At 71.2% G+C, this 26,814-nt stretch carries 29 protein-coding genes; 18 read left to right on the top strand and 11 right to left on the bottom strand.

Features of this window, described 5'->3' with window-relative positions; all coding sequences use genetic code 11:
* Positions 1 to 171 precede the first annotated feature (171 nt).
* Positions 172 to 1,236, top strand: a complete 1,065-nt coding sequence (locus AB0E14_RS05630) for a right-handed parallel beta-helix repeat-containing protein (protein ID WP_362412493.1) — start codon at positions 172 to 174, stop codon at positions 1,234 to 1,236.
* Positions 1,237 to 1,289: 53 nt separating this feature from the next.
* Entirely contained in the window at positions 1,290 to 2,318 is a 1,029-nt protein-coding gene (locus AB0E14_RS05625) for a methyltransferase (RefSeq protein ID WP_362412490.1), read from the top strand.
* 105 nt (positions 2,319 to 2,423) lie between these two features.
* Here AB0E14_RS05625 and AB0E14_RS05620 read toward each other — a convergent pair whose 3' ends face one another.
* From AB0E14_RS05620 to AB0E14_RS05590, 7 genes are all read right to left on the bottom strand, one after another.
* Positions 2,424 to 2,756 (bottom strand): TcmI family type II polyketide cyclase, encoded by a 333-nt coding sequence (locus AB0E14_RS05620; protein WP_362412487.1) that lies wholly within the window; start codon positions 2,754 to 2,756, stop codon positions 2,424 to 2,426.
* A gap of 85 nt (positions 2,757 to 2,841) precedes the next feature.
* Positions 2,842 to 3,321, bottom strand: coding sequence for an SRPBCC family protein (locus AB0E14_RS05615; RefSeq protein WP_362412484.1), 480 nt, complete (start codon positions 3,319 to 3,321; stop codon positions 2,842 to 2,844).
* Positions 3,322 to 3,323: 2 nt separating this feature from the next.
* On the bottom strand, positions 3,324 to 3,584 hold the full coding sequence (locus AB0E14_RS05610; protein ID WP_362412481.1) for an acyl carrier protein: 261 nt from the start codon (positions 3,582 to 3,584) through the stop codon (positions 3,324 to 3,326).
* A gap of 24 nt (positions 3,585 to 3,608) precedes the next feature.
* The gene (locus AB0E14_RS05605) at positions 3,609 to 4,856 is read right to left on the bottom strand and encodes a ketosynthase chain-length factor (RefSeq protein WP_362412478.1); all 1,248 of its coding nucleotides are present in this window, start codon (positions 4,854 to 4,856) and stop codon (positions 3,609 to 3,611) included.
* Positions 4,853 to 6,121 carry a beta-ketoacyl-[acyl-carrier-protein] synthase family protein gene (locus AB0E14_RS05600; RefSeq protein WP_362412475.1) on the bottom strand — a complete coding sequence of 423 codons (1,269 nt, stop codon included), beginning with the start codon at positions 6,119 to 6,121 and terminating at the stop codon, positions 4,853 to 4,855. Before AB0E14_RS05600 ends, AB0E14_RS05605 begins: the two co-directional genes overlap by 4 nt.
* Positions 6,118 to 6,588 carry a cupin domain-containing protein gene (locus AB0E14_RS05595; RefSeq protein WP_362412472.1) on the bottom strand — a complete coding sequence of 157 codons (471 nt, stop codon included), beginning with the start codon at positions 6,586 to 6,588 and terminating at the stop codon, positions 6,118 to 6,120. The genes AB0E14_RS05600 and AB0E14_RS05595 overlap by 4 nt, the downstream gene beginning before the upstream one ends.
* 66 nt (positions 6,589 to 6,654) lie before the next feature.
* Positions 6,655 to 7,776 carry a SchA/CurD-like domain-containing protein gene (locus AB0E14_RS05590; RefSeq protein WP_362412470.1) on the bottom strand — a complete coding sequence of 374 codons (1,122 nt, stop codon included), beginning with the start codon at positions 7,774 to 7,776 and terminating at the stop codon, positions 6,655 to 6,657.
* 232 nt (positions 7,777 to 8,008) lie between these two features.
* Here AB0E14_RS05590 and AB0E14_RS05585 point away from each other — a divergent pair, with 232 nt between their 5' ends.
* The 10 genes from AB0E14_RS05585 (at position 8,009) to AB0E14_RS05540 (ending at position 17,265) form a co-directional block, all read left to right on the top strand.
* Complete coding sequence (locus AB0E14_RS05585) at positions 8,009 to 9,670, top strand: FAD-dependent monooxygenase (protein WP_362412467.1); 1,662 nt, start codon at positions 8,009 to 8,011, stop codon at positions 9,668 to 9,670.
* Positions 9,671 to 9,917: 247 nt separating this feature from the next.
* On the top strand, positions 9,918 to 10,424 hold the full coding sequence (locus tag AB0E14_RS05580; RefSeq protein WP_362412464.1) for a sortase: 507 nt from the start codon (positions 9,918 to 9,920) through the stop codon (positions 10,422 to 10,424).
* A gap of 140 nt (positions 10,425 to 10,564) precedes the next feature.
* A complete protein-coding gene (locus AB0E14_RS05575) occupies positions 10,565 to 11,839 on the top strand; it encodes an alpha/beta fold hydrolase (protein WP_362412461.1) in 1,275 nt (424 codons plus the stop codon).
* 72 nt (positions 11,840 to 11,911) lie between these two features.
* Positions 11,912 to 12,529, top strand: a complete 618-nt coding sequence (locus AB0E14_RS05570) for an MBL fold metallo-hydrolase (protein ID WP_362412880.1) — start codon at positions 11,912 to 11,914, stop codon at positions 12,527 to 12,529.
* Between the two features lie 54 nt (positions 12,530 to 12,583).
* Entirely contained in the window at positions 12,584 to 13,363 is a 780-nt protein-coding gene (locus tag AB0E14_RS05565) for an exodeoxyribonuclease III (RefSeq protein WP_362412458.1), read from the top strand.
* A gap of 105 nt (positions 13,364 to 13,468) precedes the next feature.
* Positions 13,469 to 13,906: a DUF6278 family protein gene (locus tag AB0E14_RS05560; RefSeq protein ID WP_362412455.1), complete on the top strand. Its 438-nt coding sequence runs from the start codon at positions 13,469 to 13,471 to the stop codon at positions 13,904 to 13,906.
* Positions 13,907 to 14,055: 149 nt separating this feature from the next.
* On the top strand, positions 14,056 to 14,802 hold the full coding sequence (locus AB0E14_RS05555) for an amino acid ABC transporter ATP-binding protein (RefSeq protein WP_362412453.1): 747 nt from the start codon (positions 14,056 to 14,058) through the stop codon (positions 14,800 to 14,802).
* A 17-nt stretch (positions 14,803 to 14,819) separates the two neighbouring features.
* The gene (locus tag AB0E14_RS05550; protein WP_362412450.1) at positions 14,820 to 15,737 is read left to right on the top strand and encodes a glutamate ABC transporter substrate-binding protein; all 918 of its coding nucleotides are present in this window, start codon (positions 14,820 to 14,822) and stop codon (positions 15,735 to 15,737) included.
* Between the two features lie 14 nt (positions 15,738 to 15,751).
* Positions 15,752 to 16,396, top strand: coding sequence for an amino acid ABC transporter permease (locus tag AB0E14_RS05545; RefSeq protein ID WP_362412447.1), 645 nt, complete (start codon positions 15,752 to 15,754; stop codon positions 16,394 to 16,396).
* Positions 16,393 to 17,265, top strand: coding sequence for an amino acid ABC transporter permease (locus tag AB0E14_RS05540; protein WP_362412444.1), 873 nt, complete (start codon positions 16,393 to 16,395; stop codon positions 17,263 to 17,265). The genes AB0E14_RS05545 and AB0E14_RS05540 overlap by 4 nt, the downstream gene beginning before the upstream one ends.
* Positions 17,266 to 17,317: 52 nt before the next feature.
* Here AB0E14_RS05540 and AB0E14_RS05535 read toward each other — a convergent pair whose 3' ends face one another.
* Positions 17,318 to 18,883 (bottom strand): CocE/NonD family hydrolase, encoded by a 1,566-nt coding sequence (locus tag AB0E14_RS05535; RefSeq protein WP_362412441.1) that lies wholly within the window; start codon positions 18,881 to 18,883, stop codon positions 17,318 to 17,320.
* A gap of 126 nt (positions 18,884 to 19,009) precedes the next feature.
* On the bottom strand, positions 19,010 to 20,194 hold the full coding sequence (locus AB0E14_RS05530; RefSeq protein ID WP_362412438.1) for an Ig-like domain-containing protein: 1,185 nt from the start codon (positions 20,192 to 20,194) through the stop codon (positions 19,010 to 19,012).
* Between the two features lie 164 nt (positions 20,195 to 20,358).
* Here AB0E14_RS05530 and AB0E14_RS05525 point away from each other — a divergent pair, with 164 nt between their 5' ends.
* Together AB0E14_RS05525 and AB0E14_RS05520 are read left to right on the top strand one after the other, a co-directional pair.
* Complete coding sequence (locus AB0E14_RS05525; protein ID WP_362412435.1) at positions 20,359 to 20,952, top strand: hypothetical protein; 594 nt, start codon at positions 20,359 to 20,361, stop codon at positions 20,950 to 20,952.
* Between the two features lie 44 nt (positions 20,953 to 20,996).
* On the top strand, positions 20,997 to 22,253 hold the full coding sequence (locus tag AB0E14_RS05520; RefSeq protein ID WP_362412432.1) for a cytochrome P450: 1,257 nt from the start codon (positions 20,997 to 20,999) through the stop codon (positions 22,251 to 22,253).
* On the opposite strand, the gene AB0E14_RS05515 is transcribed toward AB0E14_RS05520, so the two are convergent.
* Complete coding sequence (locus AB0E14_RS05515; RefSeq protein ID WP_362412429.1) at positions 22,204 to 22,935, bottom strand: hypothetical protein; 732 nt, start codon at positions 22,933 to 22,935, stop codon at positions 22,204 to 22,206. The genes AB0E14_RS05520 and AB0E14_RS05515 overlap by 50 nt on opposite strands.
* A gap of 104 nt (positions 22,936 to 23,039) precedes the next feature.
* Between AB0E14_RS05515 and ggt the strand changes: the two genes are divergently transcribed.
* A complete protein-coding gene (gene ggt / locus AB0E14_RS05510; protein ID WP_362412426.1) occupies positions 23,040 to 24,842 on the top strand; it encodes a gamma-glutamyltransferase in 1,803 nt (600 codons plus the stop codon).
* A gap of 37 nt (positions 24,843 to 24,879) precedes the next feature.
* Here the strand turns inward: ggt and map are convergent, their stop codons facing one another.
* Positions 24,880 to 25,692, bottom strand: coding sequence for a type I methionyl aminopeptidase (gene map, locus AB0E14_RS05505; RefSeq protein WP_362412423.1), 813 nt, complete (start codon positions 25,690 to 25,692; stop codon positions 24,880 to 24,882).
* Between map and AB0E14_RS05500 the strand changes: the two genes are divergently transcribed.
* The 3 genes from AB0E14_RS05500 to AB0E14_RS05490 all read left to right on the top strand — a co-directional run bounded on the left by AB0E14_RS05500 (position 25,680) and on the right by AB0E14_RS05490 (position 26,766).
* The gene (locus AB0E14_RS05500; RefSeq protein ID WP_362412420.1) at positions 25,680 to 25,931 is read left to right on the top strand and encodes a helix-turn-helix transcriptional regulator; all 252 of its coding nucleotides are present in this window, start codon (positions 25,680 to 25,682) and stop codon (positions 25,929 to 25,931) included. The genes map and AB0E14_RS05500 overlap by 13 nt on opposite strands.
* 34 nt (positions 25,932 to 25,965) lie before the next feature.
* Positions 25,966 to 26,346, top strand: coding sequence for a PPOX class F420-dependent oxidoreductase (locus AB0E14_RS05495; protein ID WP_362412417.1), 381 nt, complete (start codon positions 25,966 to 25,968; stop codon positions 26,344 to 26,346).
* A 153-nt stretch (positions 26,347 to 26,499) separates the two neighbouring features.
* Positions 26,500 to 26,766, top strand: coding sequence for a hypothetical protein (locus AB0E14_RS05490; RefSeq protein ID WP_362412414.1), 267 nt, complete (start codon positions 26,500 to 26,502; stop codon positions 26,764 to 26,766).
* Positions 26,767 to 26,814 lie beyond the last annotated feature (48 nt).

Genomic DNA, 26,814 nt, shown 5'->3' with positions numbered 1-26,814 from the left:
CCCGCCCGCACGGAAGAGGCGCTCCCGGCGGGACCATGATTCACGGCGGAGCGGTGATTCCCCCCAGGACCCGCGCGCCACGCCCGGCGCGTGGACCGCAAGGAGGTAAGCCCAGGTCCGCCTGGACGATCAGCGGTGGCAGGTCGGAACGCCCCCTCATAGCTTCGGCACATGACCAGACGACAGATCTCCCTCCTGGCCTGCACCGTGGCCCTCGTCGCCACTGGGCTCGGTGCGACCACGCCGACGGCCCACAGCCGCACGGTGCACCGGGTGAAGCCCGGCGAATCCATCCAGACGGCGGTGGACGCCGCGAAGCCGGGGGACACCATCGTGCTGTCTCCCGGTACCTACCGTGAGAGCGTCCGCATCACCACATCGGACGTGACCCTGCGAGGCTCGACCGTCTTCCGCACGGTCATCGCACCCTCCAAGGCCGCCGCCGACAACACCTGCGCCAAGGCCGGTCACGGCATCTGCGTGACCGGCAAGGACGGCAGCCCCGTCAAGGGCGTCACCGTGCGCTCGCTGACGCTCCAGGGATTCGCCAAGAACGGTCTGTGGGCCTCGCGGACCGACCGCCTGAAGGTCCATCGGGTGACGGCCGAGAGGAACGGCAACTGGGGCATCGCCCTGGAGAGGTCGGTCCGCAGCGAGCTGACCCACAACGTCGCCCGGGACAACGCGGACGCCGGCCTCTTCGTGTCCAACACCACCGACACGGAGGCCGGGGCCGTCGACGCCGAGGGGACCCGGATCAGCCACAACCGTCTCTCCGGCAACCGGATCGGCATCACGGTGCGGCGCCTGCGCAACCTGACCGTCGACCGCAACGAGGCGACCGGGAACTGCGCCGCCGTGTTCGTGGTGGGCGACGAGTCCACACCGCGCGCCGGGGCGATGAGCCTGCGCGGGAACCACATCCACTCCAACAACAAGCACTGCCCCAAGACGCCCCGACTGCCCTTCCTGCAGGGCTCGGGGATCGTCCTCACCGGCGCGGAGGAGACGCTGGTCGCGCGGAACCGGATCGAGGACAACGTGGGCACCTCGCCGCTCTCGGGCGGCATCGTGCTCTTCAAGAGCTTCGTCGGCGCCCTCAACGAGCGCAACGAGATCCGAGACAACGTGGTCCTGCGCAACGGTTCGGCCGACCTGGCCAACCGGGACACCGGCAAGGGCAACACCTTCAGCGGCAACACCTGCGAGGTCTCGGAGCCCGCGGGCATGTGCTGAACGGTCGGATCCACTCCCTCACCCACGGCACGACTGCACAGACAAGGCGACAGATGACGACTGTTGATCCGGCTCCGCCGCCGCCCATGAGGCTGCGGGAACTCGTATTCGGGGCGGCGTGCGCCGCCGCCGTACGTGCGGCCGCCCGCCTGGGCGTGGCCGACGCCCTGGGCGACACGCCCATGACCGTGGAGGACCTGGCGGCGGCGGTCAAGACCCAGCCGCGGACCCTGCGCCGGCTGCTGCGCGCCCTGTCCTGCCAGGGGGTCTTCGCCGAACGGGCCGACGGCACCTTCGTCCACACGGAGATGTCCCGGCTGCTGCGCGAGGACGACCCGCAGAGCCTGCGCTACATCGCCCTGTGGTGCACCGAGCCGTGGACGTGGGACGTCTGGCCGAAGCTCGACGAGGCGGTGCGCTCCGGCCGCAACGTCTTCGAGGACGTGTACGAGAGGGAGTTCTTCGCGTACCTCAACGAGGACGCGCCCGAGTCCGCGTACGTGTTCAACCGGGCCATGACGACATCGAGCCGGCAGTCGGCCCAGGACGTCGCCGACCTCCTTGATCTGCACGGCGTGTCGTCGGTCGTCGACATCGGCGGCGGTCAGGGGCACGTCCTGGCGAGTCTGCTGGAGAAGCACCCCGACCTGCACGGCACGCTGCTCGATCTGCCGAGGGTGGTGGAGAACGCCGATCCGCGCCTGCGGGCGGACGGTCCGCTGGCCTCCCGGGTCCGGATCGTGCCCGGCGACTGCCGTGAGGCCATCCCCGTCCGGGCGGACGTGTACATCATCAAGAACATCCTGGAATGGGACGACGACAGCACCCGCAGGGCGCTCGCCAACGTCCGCCGGGCGGCGCGCCCCGGTGCACGGGTCGTCGTGATCGAGAACCTCGTGGACGACACGCCCTCGATGCGGTTCACGACCGCCATGGACCTGCTGCTGCTCCTCAACGTCGGCGGCGCGAAGCACACCCGGCAGAGCATGGTCGACCGGCTGACGGACGCGGGGCTCGTCATCGACGAGATCCGCCCGGTCAACGCGTACCTCCACGCCTTCGAGTGCACCGTTCCCGGCTGAGGGCGGCGAACGAGGACACCCCGAAACCCGAGGCCGCCCGCTCCGCTTCGTTCGCGGGGCGGGCGGCCTCGGGTTTCGCTGCCGGGCGCGTACGGGCCTCGGGGGTCAGGAACCCCCGTCGCGCTCCCAGCGGTAGAAGCACTGGGCCATGGCGTCCTTGGGGCTCCGCCACGTCTGCGGGTCGTACGCGCTGACGTACGCCGACAGGCGCTCGCTGGTGTCCCGGAACTCCGGGTGGCCCGCCAGCTTCGCGATGGCCGGCGCCGGGTCCTGGTCCGACTCGATGAGGTGCAGGTACACATCACCGAACTGGAACAGCCGACGTCGGGTGACGCCGACGAGGTGCGGGAGTTCGCCGCGGTCGGAGGCGGCGAACACGTCGGCGATCGCCGGTGCCGAATCGGGCACCATGCGGGCGACGATCAGAGCGTGGTGCATCGAGCGTCCTTCCTGGGAGCGCTGCCGCTGCGGGTGTGCAGGTGGGCGGGTGCGCGACGCCGCGGGGCGCGCGGCCCGGTGCGGGTCAGCCGGGCAGGACCGAGGCGCTCCGGCGGTCGCGGGCGACCTGCTCGATGCGGTCCCGGATGAGGGCCATCTGCGTACGGGAGTTGCGGTTGATGTTGTCGGTCATCCAGGCGTCGTCGACCGGAGCCTCGGGCTTCATCGCGAAGTCCTGGACCCAGCGCATGTGCACGCCGGCCGGCGTCTCCTCGTACTCCCACCGGATGTTCATGTGGTCGAACGGGCCGGTCTCGACGCGGCGGGCGCGGACCGTCCGCCCGGGGCGGTCGACGGTGCGCTCCGACACCCAGCTCCAGACCTTCCCGGACTCGTCCGGGTGCATGGTCAGGCGGAAGGTGGTGGAGTCGCCCTCGCGGTCGAGCACCTCCAGGGAGGCGTATTCACTGAAGAGGCCGGGCCAGTTCTCGATGTCGTTGGTGATCTCCCAGACGAGGTCGAGCGGGGCGTCGATGGTGATGCTGTTGTCAGTGTGACCGGACACCGTCAGACTCCCGTCTTGAGGGCGGTGTTGACGAGGTCGAGGAACTCGGCCGGCGTCTTGCAGCGCTCGGCGTCGGTGGGCAGCGACACGCTGTACCGGTTCTCCAGCTCGCCGACGATCCCGAGCAGGCCGAGCGAGTCGACGCCGAGACCGGCGAACGGCGTGTCCGGCGCCTTCTCCAGCTCCGGGACGGGGACGGTGACCCCGGCCGACTGCTTCATCAGCGCGGCGAGTTCCTCGAAGGTGAGGGTGGTGGTGATCATCTGTGCTCTCCTTCCCGCCCGGTCCTACCGGGCGGATTCGTCGCCGCGGCGCAGGACCAGCGCCGCGTTGGATCCCATGAGTCCCCGGCTGAGGACCAGGGCCGTGCGCAGCTCGGCGGGGCGAGCGCGGGACATCACCAGATCGAGGTCGTGGCAGATGTCGAACACGTTGGGGGTGGGCGGAACGACGCCGTGCTCCATCGCGAAGACCGCGGCGGCGGTGTCCAGGACGGGTGCCCCGCAGTAGGCACGGCCGATGCCCGTCTTGGGCGCCGTGACGGGTACGCGGGTGGCGTGGTCCCCGAGGGCGTCGGCGATCGCCAGCGCCTCGGCACGGTCCGCCTCCGGTACGCCCAGGGCGTCCGCGAAGACGACGTCGATCTCCTCGGGGGCGCATCCGGCCTCGTCGAGGGCGACGCGGACGGCGCGGGCGAGTCCCTCCCGGGACTCCTCCCACCGGGAGGCACCGGTGAACGTGGCGCCGTGGCCGGCCACGAAGGCCCGCACGGCCGCCCCCCGGCCGCGGGCGCGGGACTCGTCCTCCACGACGAGCATCGCGCCGCCCTCTGCCGGGACGAAGCCGCAGGCTCCTGGGGTGAAGGGCCGGTAGGCGCGGTCCGGGTCCTCGACGGTGCTGAGCTCCGGGTATCCGAGCTGGCACACCATCGAGTAAGGGGCGAGGGGCGCCTCCGCCGCTCCGACGATCACCGCACCGGTCCCACGCCGTACGGCCCGGGCCGCGTGGGCGAGGCCGTCCAGGCCTCCCGCCTCGTCGCTCGCGACCACGCCGCACGGCCCCTTGAACCCGCTCCGGATGGAGATCTGGCCGGTGCTCGCGGCGTAGAACCAGGCGATGGACTGGTACGGGCCGACGAACTTGGATCCCTGGCCCCAGAGTTTCTGGAGCTCTCGCTGGCCGAACTCGCCGCCACCGGAACCGGCCGCGGTGACCACGCCGATCGAGAAGGGCTCCTCCGGATCGTCGAGAGCGAGGCCGGCGTCGTCGAGGGCGAGCTGGGCCGCGGCCATCGCGTAGTGGCTGAAGCGGTCGGTCTGGACGAGGAATCGCTCCTCGATCAGATCCGAGGCGTCGAAGCCCCGGACCTCGCCCGCGACCTTGAGCGGCAGCTCCTGGCAGCCCTCGCGGGTGATCCGGTCCAGAACGCCGAGGCCTTCCCGGACGGACTTCCAGTACGTGTCGGCACTCAATCCGTTGGGAGCGATCACACCGATGCCGGTGACGACCGCCCGCCGTGGGCGCTCAGTGCTCATCGTGTCCTCCCGCCCGGCCCCGTCAGGAGGACCGCGGACTGGAAGCCGCCGAATCCGCTGCCCACGGAGAGCACGTTCCTGAGCTTCCGGGGGCGGGCGGTGCGCGGCACGTAGTCCAGGTCGCACTCGGGGTCGGGGGTCTCGTAGTTCGCCGTCGGAGGTACCACCTGGTGCTTCAGCGCGAGGACGCACGCGGCCACCTCGATCGCGCCGATCGCGCCCAGCGAGTGCCCCACCATGGACTTGATGGAGCTCATGGGCGTGTCGTAGGCGTGCGCGCCCAGGGACAGCTTCACGGCGGCGGTCTCGTGCCGGTCGTTCTGCCGGGTGCCCGAGCCGTGTGCGTTGACGTAGTCGATCAGCGTGGGGTCGAGACGGGCCTGGTCGAGCGTGGAGTCGATCGCCCGGGACATCTCGAGCCCTTCGCCGGTCAGACCGGTCATGTGGTACGCGTTGCCGAAGGTGGCGTAGCCGCCGATCTCGCAGTAGATGTGCGCACCGCGAGCCCTGGCGTGCTCGTACTCCTCCAGAACGAGCACGGCCGCGCCCTCGCCCATGACGAAACCGTTGCGGTTGTTGTCGAAGGGCCTGGAGGCGTGCTCCGGGTCGTCGTTGTCGGGCGACGTGGCCTTGATGGCATCGAAGCAGGCCATGGTGATCGGGGATATCGGGGAGTCCGACGCGCCCGCGATGCAGACGTCCGCCCGGCCCTCCTCGATGGTGTGGAAGGCGTAGCCGACGGCGTCGAGGCCGGAGGTGCAGCCGGTGGAGACGGTCTGCACCGGGCCGCGGGCGCCGAACCGCTCGGCCACGACCGAGGCGAGGGTGCTCGGCGAGAACGCCAGGTGCAGCTTGGGGTCGGCGGCGCGGTGGTCCACGTCCCACCGCTGCCCGCCCTCGCTGACCAGGACGTAGTCGTGCTCGAGCCGGGTGGTGCCGCCGACGGCGCTGCCCAGGGAGACGGCGACGCGCCAGGGGTCCTCGGTGTCGGTGTCGAGTCCGGAGTCGCGGACGGCTTCCCCGGCGGCGACGACGGCGAACTGGATGTACCGGTCGGCGTGCCGGCTCACCTCCGGGTCGAGGCCGTGCTCCGCCGGGTCGAAGTCGCACTCGGCGGCTATCCGGGAGCGCAGCCCGACCGGGTCGAACAGGGTGATGCCGCGGGTCGCGGTACGGCCGGCGGCGAGGAGGTCCCAGAACGCCTTCGCTCCGGTGCCGCCCGGAGCGACCACACCGATACCGGTGACGGCCACACGCCGGGTCACTCGATGGCCCCGCTTCGCTCGGACACCTGTCCCGGGTCGCCCACGGTCAGGTGCGGGCCCGCGGCGGCGAACTCGGCCTCGTCGGTGACCTCGGTGTCGACGTGTCCGAGGCTCGGCCGGGGGGCGAGCGGGCCCAGGTGGAAGACCATCCGAGCCTCCACGTCGCCCACGTTGCGGAAGCGGTGTCGCATGTCGATCGGGATCAGGAGACCCTGATCGGTCGTGAGCGCGTACGTCTCACCGTCCAGGTCCACTTCCAGCGCACCCGAGACGACGTACACGAACTCCTCGGAGTACGGGTGGTAGTGCTCGCCGATGCGTTCGCCCGGTTGAACGATGGCCAGTCCCATGAAGCCGCTGGTGGACCCCACGGTGGCCGGCGTGAGCATGGCCCGCAGGTCACCTCCGCGCCTGCGGTTGGGTTCCGTCTCGTCCAGGGTCACGATGCGCGGGCGCTGCTTGAGCATGGTGGGTACCTCCGGATGTGGCAGTGACGTGCTGAGGGGCGACTGCTACGGGGCCGCGACCGGCTGTCAGGAATCCGCCGTGCGGTCGGTGACGGGCAGCATGTCGGCGTGCGACAGAAGCCGGTTGACGTTGCGCTCCGTCTTCAGGGAGCCCTCGACGCCGATCGCGGCGCCGTCGAGAAGGAGTTCCAGCTCCGCGGCCTTGCCGGAGCCCTTGAGCCCGAGCGAGGCGACGGGGTCCAGGTCGAGTTCGCCCTCGATGTCGACGAGGCGCACCACGATGTCGTCGCGCTGGAACACGGTGCTGCCGTACACCGGGCTGTCCGGATCGTCGGCAGCGGCCCGGTCCTGATGGGCGAGCAGCCGGGCCAGCTCCATCCCGCGGCCCTCCTTGGCCGGGTAGTACAGCGCGTGCCGTCGCAGCTCGGCCGGTGCCGGCCGGCTGGACACCACGTGCTGGACGGCCGGGAGCGCGGCCCGGGTGAAGAACACCCGTGCCGACTCGGGGTCGGTCAGGTCCCGGTCCTGCTCCAGGTACGGGTTGATGGCCTCCTCGACCGCCCGTACCTCGGGCTGACGGGCGACGTGCCGGAGCGCCACCAGGAGGTCGCCCTCCACCTCCACGGCCCGCACGACGCGATTGCCGTGCATGAAGAGGGAGGTACGGCGCAGCCGCGTGGTCTCGTCGACCTGGGCCCGGGGTGACTCGTACCCGGCCAGGAGCTCCGCCACCTTCGACTCGGAGCCCGGCTTGACGGTGAAGGTGAGGGCGTGGCGTGCCACACCGTCGCCCACGCGGGCGGCCACCTGCGCGTCCGCCGACGCCGCGGCCCGCGAGGCCGACCGATCCGGACCGGTCTCCCGGAGGATGCTGTAGCGCATGGAACGGGTGTCCCGGACGCAGCTGTGCATCGGCTTGACCGTCTGGACGTGCTCCTCGCTGTTCACCCATGCGAGGAACGGCGGGGCGCTCTCCCACTCGCTGGTGATGAGCCACTGCGACGGGTTCTCGATGGACTGGCAGAGCTGGTCACTGATGTGACCGGGAACGGAGGCGACCTGCTTGCGCATGAGTTCGTACGCGTCCAGGAACTGCTCCTGCGCTCCTTCGTACAGGTCGAGCAGGAGGATGACCCGCAGTCTTGAGCCGTCGAAGGCAGACTGCGAGATGCGTCCCGAGGGGGCCATCCGGCACACCTCTTCTCTTCTCAGTGGGGGGTGGGGAACGACCTGCGCGACCGAAACGCCGGAGTCGTGATGTGTCGATGGTTGACAGGAGCGCCGAGAGCGCGCGAGCCCGAAAGAGCGGACGAGTGAACCGCGTGTCATCCGGGTGCCCCCGGCACGCGGACCCGTCCCCGAAGGGCTTGAATCTGGATCCCATCCCCGACTCGCGTCGCAGGACGCCGGGAGACGAACAATGAACCGATTCGACGTGGCCGGCGAAGCAGCAGGTCACCGTACGCCCGTACTCATCGTCGGCGGCTCGCTGGTGGGCCTGTCCACCTCACTGTTCCTGGGACGTCTCGGAGTTCCGCACACACTGGTCGAGCGTCATGCGGGCACGTCGATCCACCCCCGCGGCCGCGGCAACAACGTGCGCACGATGGAGCTGTTCCGCTCCGCCGGGGTCGCGCGGTCCATCCAGGAAGCCGCGTCCGTCCTGGCCCACAACAGCGGCATCCTGCAGACGCCGAGCCTGGTGGGTGATGCCGGTGAGTGGCTGTTCAAGGAGATCGACCCAGGCGGCGGTCTCGCCCGCTTCAGCCCCGCCGCGTGGTGCCTGTGCAGCCAGAACGACCTCGAACCGGTGCTGCTCGAACGCGCCCGGGAGCTGGGCGGGGACCTGCGCTTCGCGACGGAGCTGATGTCGTTCGAGCAGGACGCCGAAGGGGTGACCGCGCAGGTCAAGAGCCGCGACACCGGCGAGCACACCACCATCCGCGCGGACTACCTCGTCGCGGCGGACGGCCCGCGCAGCCCGGTGCGCGAGCTGCTCGGCATCGGGCAGAGCGGTCGGGGCGACCTGTTCCACAACGTGAGCGTCACCTTCGTCTCGCGCGGCCTCGCGGACGTCGTCGGAGACCGGCACTTCATCGTCTGCTACCTGACGAACCCGGAGGCCGACGGGGCCCTGCTGCCGGTCGACAACCGGGAGCGCTGGGTGTTCCACGCTCCCTGGCACCCCGAAGACGGCGAGACGTTGGAGGAGTTCACCGACGAGCGGTGCGTCGCACACATCCGGCGGGCCGTGGGAGTACCGGACCTCGATGTGGAGATCACCGGCAAGGCGCCCTGGCACGCGGCCGAACGCGTCGCCGAACGCTACGCGGACGGCCGGGTGTTCCTCGCCGGCGACTCCGCCCACGAGATGCCGCCCACCGGGGCGTTCGGCTCCAACACCGGTATCCAGGACGCGCACAACCTCGCCTGGAAGCTCGCCGCCGTCCTGGGCGGCTGGGCAGGCCCCGGCCTGCTCGCCTCCTACGACGCGGAGCGCCGGCCGGTGGCGGAGGCGACGAGCGCCCGTGCCTCGTCGCGATCGGTCGAGCACAGCCACCCCGGGTACGCCCCCGGCACCGGATCCGACAGTCCCAAGGGCAGGAAGGGCGGTCTGCTCAACGAGGTGCTCGGCTACCGCTATCCGCGGGGCGCCGTCCTGGGCGCCGACCGGTCGCTGCCGGTCGTCTCCGAAGGGCTGCGGCTGACGGGCGAACCCGGGAGCCGGGCACCCCACGTGTGGCTGAACCGCGCCGGTACCCGGATCTCCACCCTCGACCTGTACGAGCGGTCCCTGGTGCTCCTGAGCTCCGAGGACGGCGCCGGCGGCTGGCACACGGCGGCGACCCGCGTCCGGCAGGAGCTGCCGGTGCCGCTCGACTCGTACCGGATCGGCGACGGCCCCGACGCGGAGCTCGCGCCCGAGGACGACACCGACTGGAAGGAGACCCACGGCGTCACCGTGGACGGCGCGGTCCTCGTCCGCCCCGACGGGTTCGTCGCGTGGCGGTCGGAGGGTGCGCCGCCGGATCCCGGAGCGGCGTTGGAGCAGGCCGTCATGGCGATCCTGGGCCGGGTCTGACCCTTTCCCTCGACACAACTAGCCCGTTCGCGCGCGGGACATCATGCGATTGCGGGCACCGTGCGGGCCGCCGTGACCTGCGCAGACGATCAGTGGCAAGGACGATCAAGACCCCGACCGGGGGACATCGCGCGCGACCTTCCCGTTGCGGTGATCACCGGTCGGGGATCTTCTCGTGCACGGAGCACAGCACAGGCGCCGCGCGGCCCAGCCGGCCAGGAAAGCTCCGCCGAAGGAGAGACGAAGCATGCGTGTCGCACGTACAGGTGTCCAGCTCGCCCTGGCCCTGAGCACACTCGCCCTGTCCGCACCCGCCGCCGTCGCCGACTCGTCCGGCAACGCCTGGGTCAATCCCTGGAAGGCCTCCCCCGGGAGCACCGTCACCGTCAGCACCACCGCCTGCGGCGCGGAGACGTACGGCAAGGGCGCGTCGGAGGTGGCCGGGACGTTCCACCTCCTGCCGGGCGACCGGAAGGGCGTCCTCGTGGGTGAGTTCACGCTTCCGGCCGACGCCCGCTCCGGCACGGACACCGTGACCCTCAAGTGCCCGCCCCGCATCAAGCAGACCCTCACCTACCAGATCTCGGGCCGGCCGAACGGTGCTGTGGAGGCGGGCTTCGGCTGGGCCGCCGGCGCCGCGGACCGGGACGACGGCGGCAGCCCGTACGCCGTCGGCGCACTGCTCCTCGGCGGCGCCGCCGCGGGCGTCCTGATCAGGAAGCGCCGTCGCACCGCCGCCCGGAACTCCGGCTGACCCCACACCGCACGACCCCATCACCCACCACGACCCGACGACCCACCACGGCCCCGGCTCCGCGAGGAGATCCGGGGCCGCGAAGCGTCGGGCGCGACCCGGCGAAGGGCGGGGCAGGGGGAGATGAGAGGGTTTTGCGGGTGAGTGATACACCGAGTAACACCCTGCAATACCGCCTCGACGGGAGAGAAGACGCCCCGGTTCTGGTCCTGGGCCCTTCGCTCGGCACGACCATGCACATGTGGGACCGGCAGATACCCGAGCTGACCCGGCAGTGGCGCGTCGTCCGGTTCGACCTGCCCGGGCACGGCGGTGCGCCCGCCCACCCCTTCACCTCCGTCGCCGAACTCGGCGACCGGCTGCTCGCCACCCTCGACGAGCTGGGCATCCAGAGATTCGGCTACGCGGGCTGCTCCATCGGCGGCGCCGTCGGCCTCGACCTCGCGCTGCGCGCACCCCACCGGGTCGCCTCGCTCGCCCTGGTGGCGACCTCGCCCCGGTTCGGCAGCGCCGACGAGTTCCGCCAGCGCGGCGTGATCGTCCGGACCAACGGCCTCGACCCCATGGCCCGTACCGCGCCCGAGCAGTGGTTCACCCCCGCCTACAGCGCCGCGCAACCCGCCATCGTCGAGTGGGCCGTCCAGATGGTCCGTACCACCGACCCCGGCTGCTACATCGGCGCCTGCGAGGCGCTCGCCCTCTTCGACGTCCGGGAGGCGCTCGGCCGGATCGGCGTCCCCGCCCTGGTCCTCGTCGGCTCCGACGACCAGGTCACCGGCCCCGCCGAGGCCCGCACCCTGGTCGCGGGGATCGCCGACGCCCGGCTCGCCGTCGTCCCCGGCGCCTCCCACCTCGCCCCGGTAGAGCAGCCGGCCGCCGTCACCGAACTGCTCATCGACCACTTCGCCGGGATCGTCCACGACACCCAGGCCACGCTGCCGGCGCCGCCGATGCCGCCCGTCTCCGCCTCCGTCGTGCCCGTCGCCGAGATCGCGCCGGCCGAACCGGCCGACGAGGCCGCCGGGACCGCGCGCCCCGACCCGTACGAGCGGGGGGACAGGCTCCGCCGGGAGATCCTCGGCGACGCCCACGTGGAGCAGACCGGCGCCGACGCCTTCGGCGCCGACCTCCAGGACCTGGTCACCCGCTACGCCTGGGGCGAGGTGTGGCACCGGGACGGCCTCGACCGCCGCACCCGCAGCTGCGTCACCCTGACGGCGCTGATCGCGGGCGGCCACCTCGACGCCCTCGCGGACCACACCCGGGCCGCCCTGCGCAACGGGCTGACCCCCGACGAACTCCGCGAGATCGTGCTCCAGACCGCCGTCTACTGCGGCCTCCCGGCCGCCGAGAGCGCCCTGCGCGTGATGGGCAGGGCGATCAAGGAGGAGACGACGCCTCCGGACGTTCCCTAGATCGTCTCCGGGCGTAGGCTGACCGGGCCCGTACGGTCCGTCGTGAGGTGGAGTGCTGTGAAGCTGACGAAGATGTCGCACGCCTGCGTCCGTCTGGAGAAGGACGGGCGGACGCTCGTCATCGACCCCGGAGGCTTCAGCGAGGAGGACGCCGCGCTCGGCGCCGACGTCCTCCTCGTCACCCACGAGCACCCCGACCACTTCGACGAGAACCGGCTGCGCGCCGGTCTCGAGGCCAACCCGGCGGCCGAGATCTGGACCCTGCGCAGCGTCGCGGACCAGCTGTCGGCCGCCTTCCCCGGCCGCGTCCACACCGTCGGCCACGGCGACACCTTCACCGCCGCCGGATTCGACGTCCAGGTCCACGGCGAGCTGCACGCGGTGATCCACCCGGACATCCCCCGGATCACCAACATCGGCTTCCTGGTGGACGGCACGGTCTTCCACCCGGGCGACGCCCTGACCGTCCCCGACCGGCCGGTGGACACGCTGATGCTCCCCGTGATGGCCCCCTGGAACAAGATCTCGGAGGTCATCGAGTACGTCCGCGAGGTCAAGCCGCGCCGCGCCATCGACATCCACGACGCCCTGCTCACCGACCTCGCCCGGCCCATCTACGACCGGCAGATCGGCGCGCTCGGCGGCACGGACCACGGTCGGCTCACCCCGGGCGACTCCACCCGGCTGTGACCCACCGGGGCTCGCGGACGGTGACTGTCACACCCCGCCGTTAGGCTTGCGCTCATGCGCATCGCGACCTGGAACGTCAATTCGATCACCGCCCGCCTGCCCCGACTCCTGGCCTGGCTGGAGAGCACCGGCACGGACGTGCTGTGCGTCCAGGAGACCAAGTGCACCGCCGAGCAGTTCCCCACCGACGAGCTGCGCGAGCTGGGCTATGAATCGGTGGTCCACGCCACCGGCCGGTGGAACGGCGTGGCGCTGATCTCCAAGGTCGGCCTCACCGACGTCGTCACGGGCCTGCCCGGCGGTCCCGAGTACGAGGGCGTGCAGGAGCCCCGGGCCATCTCCGCGACCTGCGGACCGGTCCGGGTCTGGTCGGTGTACGTGCCGAACGGCCGCGAGGTGATCCACGAGCACTACGCGTACAAGCTCCGCTGGCTGGAGGCGCTCCGCGCGGCCGTCGCCGAGGACGCGGCGGGGGAGCGGCCCTTCGCCGTCCTCGGTGACTACAACATCGCCCCGACCGACGACGACGTGTGGGACCGGGCGGCCTTCGAGGGCCTCACGCACGTCACCGAACCGGAGCGGGCCGCGCTGACCGGGCTCCGAGAGACCGGCCTCGTGGACGTGGTCCCGCGCCCGCTCAAGTACGACCACCCCTTCACGTACTGGGACTACCGCCAGCTCTGCTTCCCGAAGAACCGGGGCATGCGCATCGACCTGGTGTACGGCAACAAGCCGTTCGCCGACGCGGTCAAGGACGGCTACGTCGACCGTGAGGAGCGCAAGGGCAAGGGCGCCTCCGACCACGCCCCGGTCGTCGTCGACCTGGACGTCTAGAGCCTGTCCGGCCCTGGATCCCGAGCCCGCTCCCGGGCGCCCCGGCGTGGATGATCTCCGCGCGCCGGGTGGTGCCACGGGAGGGTGAAATGCGACGCTGTTCGGATGAACATCCCGTTCCTGGACAACTGGCGCAAGCGGCATGAGGCCGATCAGCCCCCCTTGGCCGCGGCCTTCGACCGCGACCCCGAAGGGGTGGGTGACCTGCTCGCCGAGTGCGAGCTGCTGCGCGCCAGAGTCCAGGACCGCGGGGTGACGCTGGACGACAGCCCCCGCTCGCTCGCCGCCCTCGATCAGCTCCCGCCGCGCTGGCGCGACGATCCGGAGGAGCTCCCCTGGATCGGCAACGACGCCGGTCTGTATCTCGGCACCGTCATCGTGCGGAACGTGCCCGGTGCCGCCTGGCAGGTGTGGCCCGGCGGCCAGCCGGTCGTGCGGCTCGCCTCCGGCCGGGAGATCAACGTGGTCGAGGCCGGGCTCGACTGGGCCATGACCGGCTCGCCGGAGCTCTCCCAGATGTACGGCGAGGCCGCCGAGTTCTGAACCCCCGCACCCCCGCACCGCCTCCGCGGGACACCCTTCTGCAGTAAATACGGCTTATGCCGCTTTTACGCGTGTCGACCATGAAGTCCCTTTTTGTGCCGGATAGTTTGCGCTGACCTCGACACGGCTGAAAAGGGGCAGGGGAGCGTATGGCGGTCGTCGATCCGTTGATCGAGCTGCGTGATGTCAACAAGCACTACGGCACGTTGCACGTCCTTCAGGGCATCAGTCTCACCGTCGGGCGCGGGGAAGTGGTCGTCGTCATCGGGCCCTCGGGCTCGGGGAAGTCGACGCTCTGCCGGGCCATGAACCGGCTGGAGGCCGTCGAGTCGGGCGAGATCATCATCGACGGACAGCCCCTCCCCGAGGAGGGCAGGGCACTCGCCCGGCTGCGGGCCGAGGTCGGCATGGTCTTCCAGTCCTTCAACCTGTTCGCCCACAAGACCGTCCTCGCCAACGTCTCCCTGGCACAGATCAAGGTCCGCAAGCGCAAGAAGGAGGACGCCGACCGGCGCTCGCGCGAACTCCTCGACCGGGTCGGCCTCGCCGCCCACGCCGACAAGTTCCCCGCCCAGCTCTCCGGCGGCCAGCAGCAGCGGGTCGCGATCGCCCGCGCCCTCGCCATGGACCCCAAGGCGCTCCTCTTCGACGAGCCGACCTCCGCCCTCGACCCCGAGATGATCAACGAGGTCCTGGAGGTCATGCAGCAGCTGGCCCGGGAGGGCATGACCATGGTCGTCGTGACCCATGAGATGGGCTTCGCGCGCTCCGCGGCCAACCGGGTCGTCTTCATGGCCGACGGCCGCATCGTCGAGGACCGCACACCCGAGGAGTTCTTCACCAGCCCGCGCAGCGAACGCGCCAAGGACTTCCTGTCCAAGATCCTCAAGCACTGAGCGGGGGTGGACACCACATGCACCGTACGCGCCGTCGCCTCACCGTCCTCTCGCTGCTCGCCGCCACGCTGACCACGCTGGTTGCCTGCGGCAAGGAGGGCAGCCCGCCCGTGAAGGGTCCGCAGCCCGACGAACTCCCCGTCTACCAGGTCCAGTCGGCCTTCCAGCTGCCCGACTCGCCGACCTGGGAACGGGCCCGCAAGCGCGGCCACCTCGTCGTCGGAGCCAAGGAGGACCAGCCCTACATGGGGGAGAAGGACCCGGCCACCGGGTGGTACTCCGGCTTCGACATCGAGATCGCCAAGATGCTCTCCGCCTCCCTCGGCTTCGACCCCGCCTCGATCAGCTTCCGGACCATCGCCTCGGCGAACCGCGAGACCGCGCTGCAGAACGGCCAGATCGACTACTACGTCGGCACCTACACCATCAACGACAACCGCAAGAAGCTCGTCGGCTTCGCGGGCCCCTACTACCTGGCCGGCCAGTCGCTGCTCGTCCGCACCGACGAGAACGACATCCACGGCCCGCAGGACCTCGACGGCAAACGGGTCTGCTCCGCCGCCGGATCCACCCCGTACCAGCGGATCGAACGGGACCACCCGAAGGCGGAACTGGTGGCGTACGACACCTACTCCGTCTGCGTCGACAACCTGCTGACCTACCAGGTCGACGCGGTCACCACCGACGACACCATCCTGATGGGGTACGCGGCGAAGGTCCCCGACGAACTCAAGGTCGTCGGCAAGCCGTTCTCCGAGGAGCCGTACGGCGTCGGCGTCCCCCGGAGCGACAACGCCCTGCGCTTCGCCCTCGACGACGCCCTCGCCGTCCACGAGAAGAACGGTGACTGGAAGAAGGCCTACGACGTGACCCTCGGCCTCTCCGGGGTGCCCGCCCCGCAGCCGCCCGCCATCGACCGCTACCCGGCGAGCTGAGGAAGGAGCCCCGCATGGACGTCCTGACGGACAACTTCGAGACCTACGGCGAAGGCTTCCTCGGCACCGTCGAACTCACCGTGTACTCCTCGGCCCTGGCCCTCGTGCTCGGCTTCGTGATGGCCGCCTTCCGGGTCGCGCCGGTCGGCTCCTTCCGGGTCTTCGGCGCGGTCTGGGTCACGATCCTGCGCAACACCCCGCTCACCCTGCTCTTCTTCGCCGTGATGCTGGGCCTGCCGCGCTTCGGACTCGTGCTCCCCTTCGAGCTGTTCGCCGTCCTCGCCCTCGGCTGCTACACCTCGGCGTTCATCTGCGAGGTGCTCCGGTCCGGCATCAACACCGTCCCGCGCGGCCAGGGGGAGGCGTCCCGGAGCCTCGGCATGACGTTCAGTCAGACCCTCAACGCGATCGTGCTGCCCCAGGCGTTCCGGTCCGTCATCCCGCCCATCGGTTCCACCCTGATCGCGCTCGCCAAGAACTCCGCCATCGCGGGGGCCTTCAGCGTCAACGAACTCCTCGGCACCTACAAGACGTTGAGCGAACTCGGCTACAACATCGTCTGGACCTTCGTCTGGATCGCGGCCGGCTACCTCATCATCACCCTCACCATCAGCGTGATCTTCAACGTGATGGAGAAGCGCTGGGGAGTCGCCCGATGACCGAGTCCACCGCCCTCTACGACATCCCGGGACCGCGGACCCGCAAGCGTCACCTGCTGTACGGCGTCATCTCGACCGTCGTGATCCTGTCGCTGGCCTGCTGGATCCTCTATCTCCTCTTCGACACCTCCCAGTTCACGGCCACCAAGTGGTCGCCCTTCGAGTACATCGGCATCCAGGAGCTGCTGCTCCGCGGGCTCGGTAACACCCTCAAGGCCTTCGCCTACGCCTCGGTGCTCTCGCTCGCGCTCGGCGCCGTCCTCGCGGTCGGACGGCTCTCCGAGCGGGCGGTCTTCCGCTGGGTCTCGACCCTGCTCGTCGAGTTCTTCCGTGCCATGCCCGTACTGGTGATGATCTTCTTCATCTTCGTGGCGCTGAAGGTCCAGCCGCTGCCCGCGTTGGTCGCCGGACTCACCCTCTACAACGGCTCGGTGCTCGCCGAGGTGTTCCGTACAGGTATCAACTCGGTCGGTCGCGGCCAGGGGGAGGCTGCCTACGCGCTCGGAATGCGCAAGACCCAGGTGATGACGTACGTCCTGGCCCCGCAGGCGCTGCGCGCGATGCTGCCGGCCATCATCAGCCAGCTGGTGGTGGCGCTGAAGGACACCTCGCTCGGATTCCTCATCACCTACGAGGAGTTCCTGCACGCGGGGAAGCTGATCGCGTCGAACCTCGACTACGATCTGCCGTTCATTCCCGTGGTCATGGTCATCTCGCCCATCTACATCGGGATGTGCATGCTCCTCTCCTGGTTCGCCACCTGGGTGGCCAGGAGGGAGCGGCGCAGTCCCAAGACACAGGCCGCGGACGTCGCCCCGGCCGAACCAGGGACGCTGCTGCCGGGTGGGGGTCCCCCCACGCGGCCGTAGTGGCCGCGCAGTAGCTCGCGGGGAGCCAAGCCCGCCCGGCAGCAGCCGGTGATCACTCCGCTCGCAGTGGGACCGACAGGTACGAGGGGTCGGCCGCGGGGGAGGAGAAGGTCAGCTGCGCGCCGGTCGGGTTGTGCTCGATGTAGAGCGGGTCCACGGTGTCGACGACCACGGCGAGCCGGTGGCCCGCGGGAACGTCGTAGGCCGTGGAGAACAGCTCCAGGTCGACCGGGAAGGGAGTGCCGGGTGTCTTGCCGTGGAAGGTGTACGGCGCGTTGCTGACCAGCTTGCCGAGGCCGAGCGGGCCCACGTCGTAGAGGTACGCGACGAGGGTGCCGCTCTCCTTGGTGGAGGTGACCGTGGTGTGCAGCTTCGCCGTACCGCGCACCCGCTGGGGCGCGTCGTACCGCTCGGACTGCCAGACCCCGGCGAAGGAGCGCGGGAGGAGCGGGATCGAGGCGACCGGCGGTGCCTTGACCAGCTGGTCGAGGAGGTTGGAGAGCAGGACCACACCGCCGTTGGCGCCGGAGTCGATGTTCGCCCAGATCCGCTGGGAGCCGCCGAGGGAGATCTTCCGCTCGTTCGCGCCGACCGACTTCCAGTCCGGGTAGCCCTCGTAGCCCCCGGTGGACCGGGACTTGAGCTGCACGGGCTGCTCGCGGTCGATGCCGTTGTCGACGCCCTTGAGATGGTGGTCGAACCAGCGGTGGGCGCTGGTCCAGGTGTCGTTGGGCAGTCCGAGCAGGCCCGTCGCCTCCGCGGTGGCGTGGTCGCCGGGGCGGAACTCCAGGCGCTTGGGGCCGCGGAGCTTCTCGTAGAAGGAGGCGTACTGGTTGGGCGGGAAGATGGTGTCGCCCCAGGCGTTGCCGAGCATGATGGCGGCGCCGTTGGCGTTGATCCGGTCGAGGTACGTCGCCGGTGACCGCTTCTCGCCCCAGGCGATCATCTCGCCCTCCTTGGCGAGGTTGGAGGAGAGGAAGTCGCTGAGGATGCTTTTGAGTTCGGGGCCGGGGCGGCCGGTGAGGAAGCCCGCGCCGCCGAGCAGCGCGGCGGCCTGGAGGTGCTGGGTGCGACCGCTGTAGATGGACTCGATGAGGTCCGCCCAGCCGCTGAGGGCTGCCACGGCCTTGATCCGCTTGTCGTGCGCGGCGGCCAGGAGGCTGATCCCGGCGCCGTAACTCACGCCCGCCATACCGACCTTGGCCGGGTCGGCCGGGGTGTTCGCGAGCGCCCAGTCGATGACCTTGGAGGCGTCGGCCACGTCTCTCGGCCCCGCGGTCTCGATCTCGCCGCCCGACTGCCAGAAGCCGCGGGAGTTGTAACTCACCACGACGTAACCGGAGTCGGCGAGCTTCTGCGCCTGGGCGAGGTACTCGATCTGCGGCACGGCCCAGCTGGTGGGGAGGACGATCACGGGGAAGCGGGCCGAGCCGCCGGCCCCGGCCGGGGTGACGACATTGGCCTTGAGGACGGTGCCGCCGTCGCCGGCGATGTCGACGAAGCGGACGGAGGGGGCGGAGGCGGCGGCGGACTCGCCGGCGTGGGCGGCGGGGGCGAGCCCGAGGGCCGTCCCGGCCACCAGGGCGGCCGAGACGGCGAGGGAGAGAGGTGCGCGCACGGGGGGTCACTCCTTGCTCGTGCCACTGGTGGGGACAGTGCAAAGTGACCCGACGGTAACCGGGCGGGCTTACCTGGGGTAACCGGTCGGTAAGTTACGCGAGGGTAACGATTGTTGAACGCGCGATCAGCGCAGGGCGCTCTTCGCCTGCCACTCGGCCCAGGAGAGGTTCCACTCGCCGTACCCGTTGTTCAGGGCCTGCGTCCCCTTGGCGTCCGAGCCGGTGACCTCGAAGGGGTCGCCGACCTGGACCGCGTCGTACACACTCTTCGCGTCGGCGTCGCTCATCCCGATGCAGCCGGAGCTCTTGTTGGCGTTGCCGAAGTACGCAGCGTTCCAGGGCGCGGCGTGCGCGTACATGCCCGACCAGGTCAGCCGCATCGAGTAGTCGACCATCTTGTCGTAGGCGTCACCGAGGCCGACGGTCTCGGACCGCATGTTGATCGTGCCCTCCTTGGACATCAGGACCGTCTTCCCGCGCCAGGACGCCTTCTCGCCGCCGGGAGTACCGGCCGACATGGGCACGTCCTTCACGGTCACGCCGTCGCGCGTCAGGGTCAGCCGGTGGTTGTCGAGGTCCACCTTGACCAGCTGGTTCTTCCCGATCGAGAAGGTGGTGGTGTAGTCCCGGACGAACCAGCCGCCGGCGGCACCGGAGTCGATCCCGCTGAGCGTGGCGTCGAGCGTGACCTTCGTACCGGCCTTCCAGTACTCCTTCGGCCGCCAGTCCACCCGGTCCTTGCCCGACCAGTCCTGCATCCAGCCCCAGGAGCCCTCGGTGTTGTTCGAGGTGGTCACCTTGAGGTGCTTCTCGACGTCCGCCTTGTTCTTCACCGGGTGGTCGAAGACGATCGACAGCGGCTGGCCGATGCCGACGGTGGTGTTCTTCCCCGGGGCCAGGGTCAGCTTGTTGACCTTCTCGGGGGCGGCGGTGGTGAAGGCGGCCTTCGCGGTGGCCCCGCCGGCGTCCCGCGCCTCGACGGCGTAGGCGGTGCCGGGCGTGGCGTTCCGCGCGGACGTCCACGTCCTGCCGTCCGCGGCGACCTTCCCGTCGAGCCGCGCCCCCTTGGAGTCGGTCACGGTCACCTCGCGCAGCTTCCCCTCGGCCAGCGTCACGGTGACCGGCTCACCGGCCTTGGCGCTCTCACCGGTGAGGTTCACGGATATCCGCATCGGCGGCACCTCCTTCGAGCCCGCCGCCCCACCGTCGCCCCCGGCGGCCACCGCACCCCCGGAACACGAGCTGAGCGCGGCGACGGCGAGGGCCACGCCGGTGGCGGTGAGCAGGGCGCGCGGGCGGGTGCGGTTCACAGGGACAACCTCCTGAGTGATCTCTCTTGCCGAGGGAAGAGGGCAGGAGGACGCCTGAGGTTGCGACAATCCGATGAATTCCGGTGATGTCGGATGTGAGATGGGCGATACTCGGCCACCGAAAGCACCCGGCAGCCCCGCCCGCCCCGAAGGAGCGCGATCCCATGTCCACCGCCGCACGCGGACTCACGCCGTACCAACAGGCCCTGAGGGAACGCGTCCTCGCCGCACCTCAGGTCGCCCCGCCCCCACCCTGGCGACCGGTGTTCGAGTCGTGCGCGGCCGTGGGCGGACTGCTCGGCATCGGGTTCGACGTGGATCCCCGCAGCGGGAACGACCTCGTGATGGTCGTCTCGAGCGACGGACACGGATTGTTCGACGCCGTCACCGGCGAGCGGATCGCCCGCGACCGGGACCCCGACGACGACATACCCGACGGCCCCGACCTCGCCTGCCCGGGACTCGGGTCGCTCACGGGGCGTCGGGTGCGGATCGCCGGACTGTACGGCGGCGGCCTGCACACCACGGCCCACGGCGGCTGGTGCGTGGACGCCGTCGCGCCCGACTGGCCCAACGAGCGCGTCCTGCTCTCCAAGGAGGGCGGGGCGCCCTACCGGGGTGAGCACGGGCAGACCTGGTGGCATGTCTTCGACGCGTACTGGTCCGAGCTCCGCGCCGCCGGCTTCTCTCCGTCCGGCCGGACGCTCGCCGTCGCGACCAGCAGCGACCTGACCCTCTGGACGCGCGCGGGCGACTGACACGCGGTCTGGAAAAGGGGGGCCCGGGAGGCCAGGGTGGGGGCGTGGAGAGTGAGCGTGACGTTCCCGACGTCTTCGACCCGAGGATCTACGCCGACGGCGTCCCGCACGACGCCTTTTCCGTGCTGCGCGAACGGTGGCCCGTCGTGTGGCAGGAGGAGCGGGCGGTGCTCGGGTGGCCCGCAGGGGCCGGCTTCTGGGCGGTGACGCGGCACGCCGACGTCGTACGCGTGCTCAGGGAACCCGCCGCCTACTCCTCGTATCTCGGCGCCACCCAGATCCGCGACCCCGACCCCGCCGACCTGCCGTTCATCCGGCGGATGATGCTCAACCAGGACCCTCCGCACCACAACCGGCTGCGCCGGCTCGTCAGCCGGGCCTTCACGCCCGGGCGGATCGAGCGGTTCACGGGCACGGTGCGGGCGCGGGCCCGGGAGCTCCTCGCGGGCGCCCTCGACGACGGCCCCGAGACCGACCTCGTCCGCGCCGTCACCGACGACTACGCGCTGCTCAACCTGACCGACCTGCTCGGCGTGCCCGCGAGCGACCGGGGCCTGCTGCTCGCGTGGACCGAGCGGGTCATCGCCTACCAGGACCCCGACGAGCCGCCGGTCCTCGACGACAAGGGGCAGCCCGTCAACCCCCGCTCGCCCGCGATGCTGGCCGAGATGTTCGACTACGCCCGCGCGCTCGCCGCGTACAAGCGGAAGAACCCCGCCGACGACATCATGACCGTCCTCGCCGGCTCCGAACTGCACGACGCCGAGCTGGAGATGTTCTTCTTCCTGCTGACCGTCGCCGGCAACGACACCGTCCGCAGTGCCGCTCCCGGCGGGCTGCTCGCCCTCGCCCGCCACCCCGACGAGCGGCGCCGGCTGTGGAGCGGAGAGGTCGCCCTGGACCGGGCCGTCGAGGAACTCCTGCGCGTCCACCCGCCCGTGCTCTCGTTCCGGCGCACCGCGACCCGCGACACCGAACTCGCCGGGCGCCGCATCGCCGCCGGCGACAAGGTGGTCGTCCTGCACGCCTCCGCCAACCACGACGAACGCGTCTTCACCGACCCCGGCCGGCTCGACCTGGCCCGCCACCCCAACCCGCACGTCTCGTTCGGCGAGGGCCCGCACGTCTGCCTCGGCGCGCACTTCGCCCGGCTCCAGCTCCGCGTCCTGCACGAGGAGGCGCGTCAGGTCCTGGGCGACCTCGAACTCGCCGCCCCGCCCCGGCGGCTCGTCTCCAACTTCGTCAACGGCCTCAAGACGCTGCCGGTTCGGATGCGGGCGCGGTCCGCGCCGCCGTCGTGACGTCGGCGACCAGCTCCACGACGTCGGGGCCGTACGCGTCCGAGTTGACGATCTTGAGGAGGAGCACGAAGGGGCCGGAGCCGTACTTCCGGGCCAGCTTCTCGTGGTGCCGGGCCAGATACCGGCTCGCGGCCCGGTTGGCGACCGCGGCCTGACCGCAGAGCAGGAAGACCGGCAGCCCGCCCTCGCCGCCGGTGAGACGGGCGAGGATCACGTGCTCGGTGGCCCCGTTCACCAGCCGGTACTCCTCGCCCCCGACCGTGAACATGCCCCGGTCCGCGGCCGGCTCCGACTCCACGTTCATCGTCATGCCGGGCAGCAGGGACGAGAGGTGCGCGGCCATCCGGCGGTTGGAGTACGGCCCGCCGACGCAGAACTCCGCGCGGTCGCCCAGACCTTGCCGGGCCTCGTCGTGCTGGACTATCTCCGGGCGTGCCCCGCAGTCCTTGATCAGTGCGGAGAGTTCGAGCAGAGCGGAGACATCGACGTGGTGCACCGCCCGCTCGCTGCCCGCCTGGCGGTTCACGACGAGCAGGCACTCGGAACCGTCGCGCAGCCCGAAGAACGCCTGCTTGCGCCGGAGACGACGGCGCCACAGATACGTCCGGGTCAGCCAGCCCAGCGACGCGCTGAGCCCGGTCGCCAGCACACCCAGCACGACATTGCGCAGGTCTTCGTTCATGGGCGCGCATGGTAGCGGTACGGCGTACCGCTGTTCGAGGCGGTCCTGACGCGAAGGCGGGCCGGAAGTTACGCTGCGCGGACGGCCGTTGACTGGAGGTACAAGTGCGACGCTCCACCGCTCGGAAGGTCTCTCTGCTCGCCGTCGCGGTGACGGTGCTCTCGGTGGGCGCGGCTGCGCCACCGACGGGGACCGGCCCGCAGCCGCCCGTGAAGGAACCCGTCGCCGTCGGCTACGGAGGCGCCGTCGCGAGCGTCGACGCCGACGCCTCCGCCGTGGGCATCGAGGTGCTCCGCAAGGGCGGCAACGCCGTCGACGCGGCCGTGGCCGTGGCCGCCGCCCTCGGCGTCACCGAGCCGTACTCCGCGGGCATCGGCGGAGGCGGCTACTTCGTCCACTACGACGCCAGGACCCGCACCGTACGGACCATCGACGGCCGCGAGACCGCGCCCGCCTCGGCGGACGCGAACCTCTTCGTGGAGAACGGCAAGCCCATCCCGTTCGAGGAGGGCATGACCAGCGGCCGCGGCGTCGGCACCCCCGGCACGCCGGCGACCTGGAAGGCCGCGCTCGACGCCTGGGGCAGCAAGCCGCTGCGCACGCTCCTCGAACCCGCCGAGCGGCTCGCCCGCGACGGCTTCACCGTCGACGCCACCTTCCGCGCCCAGACGGCCTCCAACGAGGCCCGCTTCCGGGACTTCCCCGCCTCCTCGGAGCTGTTCCTGCCCGGCGGCCAACTGCCCGTGGTCGGCTCGACGTTCAAGAACCCCGACCTCGCCCGTACGTACGACAAGCTCGGCCGGGAGGGCGTCGGGGCGCTCTATCGGGGGCCGCTCGCCCGGGACATCGTCGACACCGTTCGCAAGCCTCCGGTACGGGCCGGGGCCACCCGCGTCGTCCGCGCCGGCGATCTGACCGAGCGGGATCTCGCCACGTACGAGACGGAACGACGCCGGCCGACGAAGATCTCCTACCGCGGCCTCGACGTCTACGGCATGGCCCCCTCCTCGTCCGGCGGGACGAGCGTCGGCGAGGCGCTCAACATCCTGGAGCGCTCGGACCTCTCCTCCGCCTCGCGCGCCGCGTACCTGCACCGGTTCATCGAGGCCAGCCGGATCGCCTTCGCCGACCGGGGCCGCTGGGTCGGCGACCCGGCCTTCGAGGACGTGCCCACCCGCGAGCTGCTCTCGCAGGCCTTCGCCGACTCCCGGGCCTGCCTGATCCGCGACGACGCCGTGCTGACCAGCCCGCTCGCGCCGGGCGACCCGCGCGACCCGGCGGCCTGCGCGAGCGGCGGGACGGCCGCGCCGACGACGTACGAGGGCGAGAACACCACGCACCTCACGGTCGCCGACCGGTGGGGCGACGTCGTCTCGTACACGCTCACCATCGAGTCGACCGGCGGCAGCGGGATCACCGTGCCGGGCCGCGGCTTCCTGCTCAACAACGAGCTCACCGACTTCTCCTTCGCCCCGGCGAACCCGGCCGTCCACGACCCGAACCTGCCCGGCCCCGGCAAGCGGCCGCGCTCCTCGATGTCCCCGACGATCGTGCTCGACCGGCACGACCGCCCGGTCCTCGCGCTCGGTTCACCGGGCGGGGCGACCATCATCACCACCGTGCTCCAGACGCTCACCGGCGTCGTGGACCGCGGCCTGCCGCTCGTCGACGCCATCGCCGAACCCCGGGCGAGCCAGCGCAACCAGACGACGACGGAGCTCGAACCGGGCCTGTGGAACAGCCCGTTGAAGGCGGACCTCGAAGCGATCGGGCACGGTTTCCGGCAGAACCCGGAGATCGGCGCGGCGACCGGCGTCCAGCGCCTGCCGGACGGCCGCTGGGTCGCCGCCGCCGAGACCGTGCGGCGCGGAGGCGGCTCGGCGATGGTCGTACGGCCGGTGGGGTAGGAGCCGGTCGGTCCGGCGGGGGCCGCGGCGAGCGGCGCTAGAGCGCCGTGAGGATCCGCGGACCGTCGTCCGTGATCGCCACCGTGTGCTCCGCGTGGGCGGCGCGCGAGCCGTCGACCGTACGCATCGTCCAGCCGTCCCGCGCCGTGTAGTGGTCGTCCCCGCCCCCGGCGATCACCATCGGCTCGATCGCGAGGACCATGCCGTGCCGCAGCGGCATGCCCCGGCCCGGGCGTCCCTCATTGGGGACGCCCGGGTCCTCGTGCATCGCGCGCCCGATGCCGTGCCCGCCGAAGCCGTCCGGGATGCCGTACCCGGCGCCCCTGCAGACCCGGCCGATCGCGTGGGCGACGTCCCCGATCCGGTTGCCGACGACGGCCGCGCCGATGCCCGCCTCCAGGGCCGCGTACGCCGTGTCGATCAGCCGCGTGTCCGCCGGGCGCGCCCGCCCCACCGTGAAGCTGACGGCGGAGTCGCCGGCCCAGCCGCCGAGGAGCGCCCCGCAGTCGACGGAGACCAGGTCGCCGTCGGCGAGGCGGCGGTCCTCGGGGATGCCGTGCACGATCGCGTCGTTCACCGAGACGCACACGACCGCGGGGAACGGCACGGGCGCCCAGTCGGGGCGGTATCCCAGGAACGGCGATCCGGCCCCGGCCGCAGTGAGCACCTCGCGGGCCACCCGGTCCAGCTCCTTGCCCGTGACCCCGGGAGCCGCCTTCTTCCGTACGGCCGCCAGCGCCTCGGCGACCACCCGTCCCGCGTCACGCATCGCGCGCAGGTTCTCGTCCGTCTTGATCTCCACCATGCCAATTACTATACCGGTATTAGAATGGCGGCATGGTGCGCACACCCCTGACCCCCGAAGAGCGCGAGCGCGGCGAGCGGCTCGGCCGCCTGCTCCGCGAGGCGCGCGGCGACCGCTCGATGGTCGAGATCGCGGCGGTGGCCGGACTCTCGGCCGAGACCCTCCGCAAGATCGAGACCGGACGGGCCCCGACCCCGGCCTTCTTCACCGTCGCCGCGCTGGCGGCCGCCCTCGGCCTGTCGATGGACGAACTCGTCGTCCGGTGCGCGCTGGTGCCCGTCTGACGGTCCGCGGGCGCCTCCGCGTACCCTCGACCGCATGATTCCCGAGGAGCTGCGCCGCGGCCGCTACGTCAGCCTGACCACCTTCCGCCGCGACGGCACCGGTGTCGCCACCCCGGTCTGGTACGCGGTGGACGGTGACGAACTGTTCGCGTACTCGCGCTCCGACGCCTGGAAGGTGAAGCGGCTGCGGAACGACCCGCGCGCGGTGGTCGCCGTCTGCGACGTGCGCGGGAACGTGGCCGACGACGCGGTGCGCGTCGAAGGGGTCGGCCGCCTCCTGGAGGGCGAGGAGATGCGGCGGGTGCGCAAGCTGCTGTCGCGGAAGTACACCTGGCAGTACTGGCTCGTCGACTGGCCCGCCACCGTCGCCCGGCTCGGCAAGCGGCCGCACACGGGGATCGCGGTCCGCCTCTGACTCCGACCCGTTCGCCGCGAGGTGATCGCCCGGCGAAAACAGCCTGTAGTCGTCCCGTAACACGACTGCGGTCGAATGCCCGTGGACCGGAAGGTTCCAGTCGAGTGCACGGGCGGTGCGGGCGATATGACGGTGTATCAACTACCGGCGGAAATGGGCGCGTTCGCGCGCTACCTGGGCGGCATGGCGGAGCACCTCGTCGCCGGCGAGGGCTGGTACGGCGTCTTCGCCGGCCGTGACCCCGAGGGCATGCGGGCCTGCTTCGGCGGTACGGAGATCCCGCCCTGGGATGTCGTCGAATCGCTGCTCCAGGACCTGGGCGAGCCACCGCTGGGCGCCGAGACGGCCAGGGCCAGAGCCCTCCACGCGGCGGCGGGTCGGGCCAGTTGTTCTGGGCGTCGACCGTCAGCCAGACGGTGAGCTCCTTGGCGTCGCCGCCGGCGTTGTCCCCGCTCTTGTCGGTGCCAC

Origin of the sequence: Streptomyces sp. NPDC047981 (genome assembly GCF_040653315.1) — a bacterium.
Taxonomy (GTDB): domain Bacteria; phylum Actinomycetota; class Actinomycetes; order Streptomycetales; family Streptomycetaceae; genus Streptomyces.
This window is presented reverse-complemented; position numbering and strand designations above follow the sequence as displayed.

Coding starts and splice junctions, on each gene's coding strand:
- AB0E14_RS05605 (WP_362412478.1), bottom strand. CDS start 4,856: ATGAGCACTGAGCGCCCACGGCGGGCGGTCGTCACCGGCATCGGTGTG.
- AB0E14_RS05525 (WP_362412435.1), top strand. CDS start 20,359: ATGTCCACCGCCGCACGCGGACTCACGCCGTACCAACAGGCCCTGAGG.
- AB0E14_RS05590 (WP_362412470.1), bottom strand. CDS start 7,776: ATGGCCCCCTCGGGACGCATCTCGCAGTCTGCCTTCGACGGCTCAAGA.
- AB0E14_RS05540 (WP_362412444.1), top strand. CDS start 16,393: ATGACCGAGTCCACCGCCCTCTACGACATCCCGGGACCGCGGACCCGC.
- AB0E14_RS05500 (WP_362412420.1), top strand. CDS start 25,680: ATGGTGCGCACACCCCTGACCCCCGAAGAGCGCGAGCGCGGCGAGCGG.
- AB0E14_RS05580 (WP_362412464.1), top strand. CDS start 9,918: ATGCGTGTCGCACGTACAGGTGTCCAGCTCGCCCTGGCCCTGAGCACA.
- AB0E14_RS05565 (WP_362412458.1), top strand. CDS start 12,584: ATGCGCATCGCGACCTGGAACGTCAATTCGATCACCGCCCGCCTGCCC.
- AB0E14_RS05610 (WP_362412481.1), bottom strand. CDS start 3,584: ATGATCACCACCACCCTCACCTTCGAGGAACTCGCCGCGCTGATGAAG.
- AB0E14_RS05495 (WP_362412417.1), top strand. CDS start 25,966: ATGATTCCCGAGGAGCTGCGCCGCGGCCGCTACGTCAGCCTGACCACC.
- AB0E14_RS05550 (WP_362412450.1), top strand. CDS start 14,820: ATGCACCGTACGCGCCGTCGCCTCACCGTCCTCTCGCTGCTCGCCGCC.
- AB0E14_RS05515 (WP_362412429.1), bottom strand. CDS start 22,935: ATGAACGAAGACCTGCGCAATGTCGTGCTGGGTGTGCTGGCGACCGGG.
- AB0E14_RS05545 (WP_362412447.1), top strand. CDS start 15,752: ATGGACGTCCTGACGGACAACTTCGAGACCTACGGCGAAGGCTTCCTC.
- AB0E14_RS05625 (WP_362412490.1), top strand. CDS start 1,290: ATGACGACTGTTGATCCGGCTCCGCCGCCGCCCATGAGGCTGCGGGAA.
- AB0E14_RS05595 (WP_362412472.1), bottom strand. CDS start 6,588: ATGCTCAAGCAGCGCCCGCGCATCGTGACCCTGGACGAGACGGAACCC.
- AB0E14_RS05560 (WP_362412455.1), top strand. CDS start 13,469: ATGAACATCCCGTTCCTGGACAACTGGCGCAAGCGGCATGAGGCCGAT.
- AB0E14_RS05555 (WP_362412453.1), top strand. CDS start 14,056: ATGGCGGTCGTCGATCCGTTGATCGAGCTGCGTGATGTCAACAAGCAC.
- AB0E14_RS05570 (WP_362412880.1), top strand. CDS start 11,912: ATGTCGCACGCCTGCGTCCGTCTGGAGAAGGACGGGCGGACGCTCGTC.
- AB0E14_RS05630 (WP_362412493.1), top strand. CDS start 172: ATGACCAGACGACAGATCTCCCTCCTGGCCTGCACCGTGGCCCTCGTC.
- AB0E14_RS05585 (WP_362412467.1), top strand. CDS start 8,009: ATGAACCGATTCGACGTGGCCGGCGAAGCAGCAGGTCACCGTACGCCC.
- AB0E14_RS05620 (WP_362412487.1), bottom strand. CDS start 2,756: ATGCACCACGCTCTGATCGTCGCCCGCATGGTGCCCGATTCGGCACCG.
- AB0E14_RS05490 (WP_362412414.1), top strand. CDS start 26,500: ATGGGCGCGTTCGCGCGCTACCTGGGCGGCATGGCGGAGCACCTCGTC.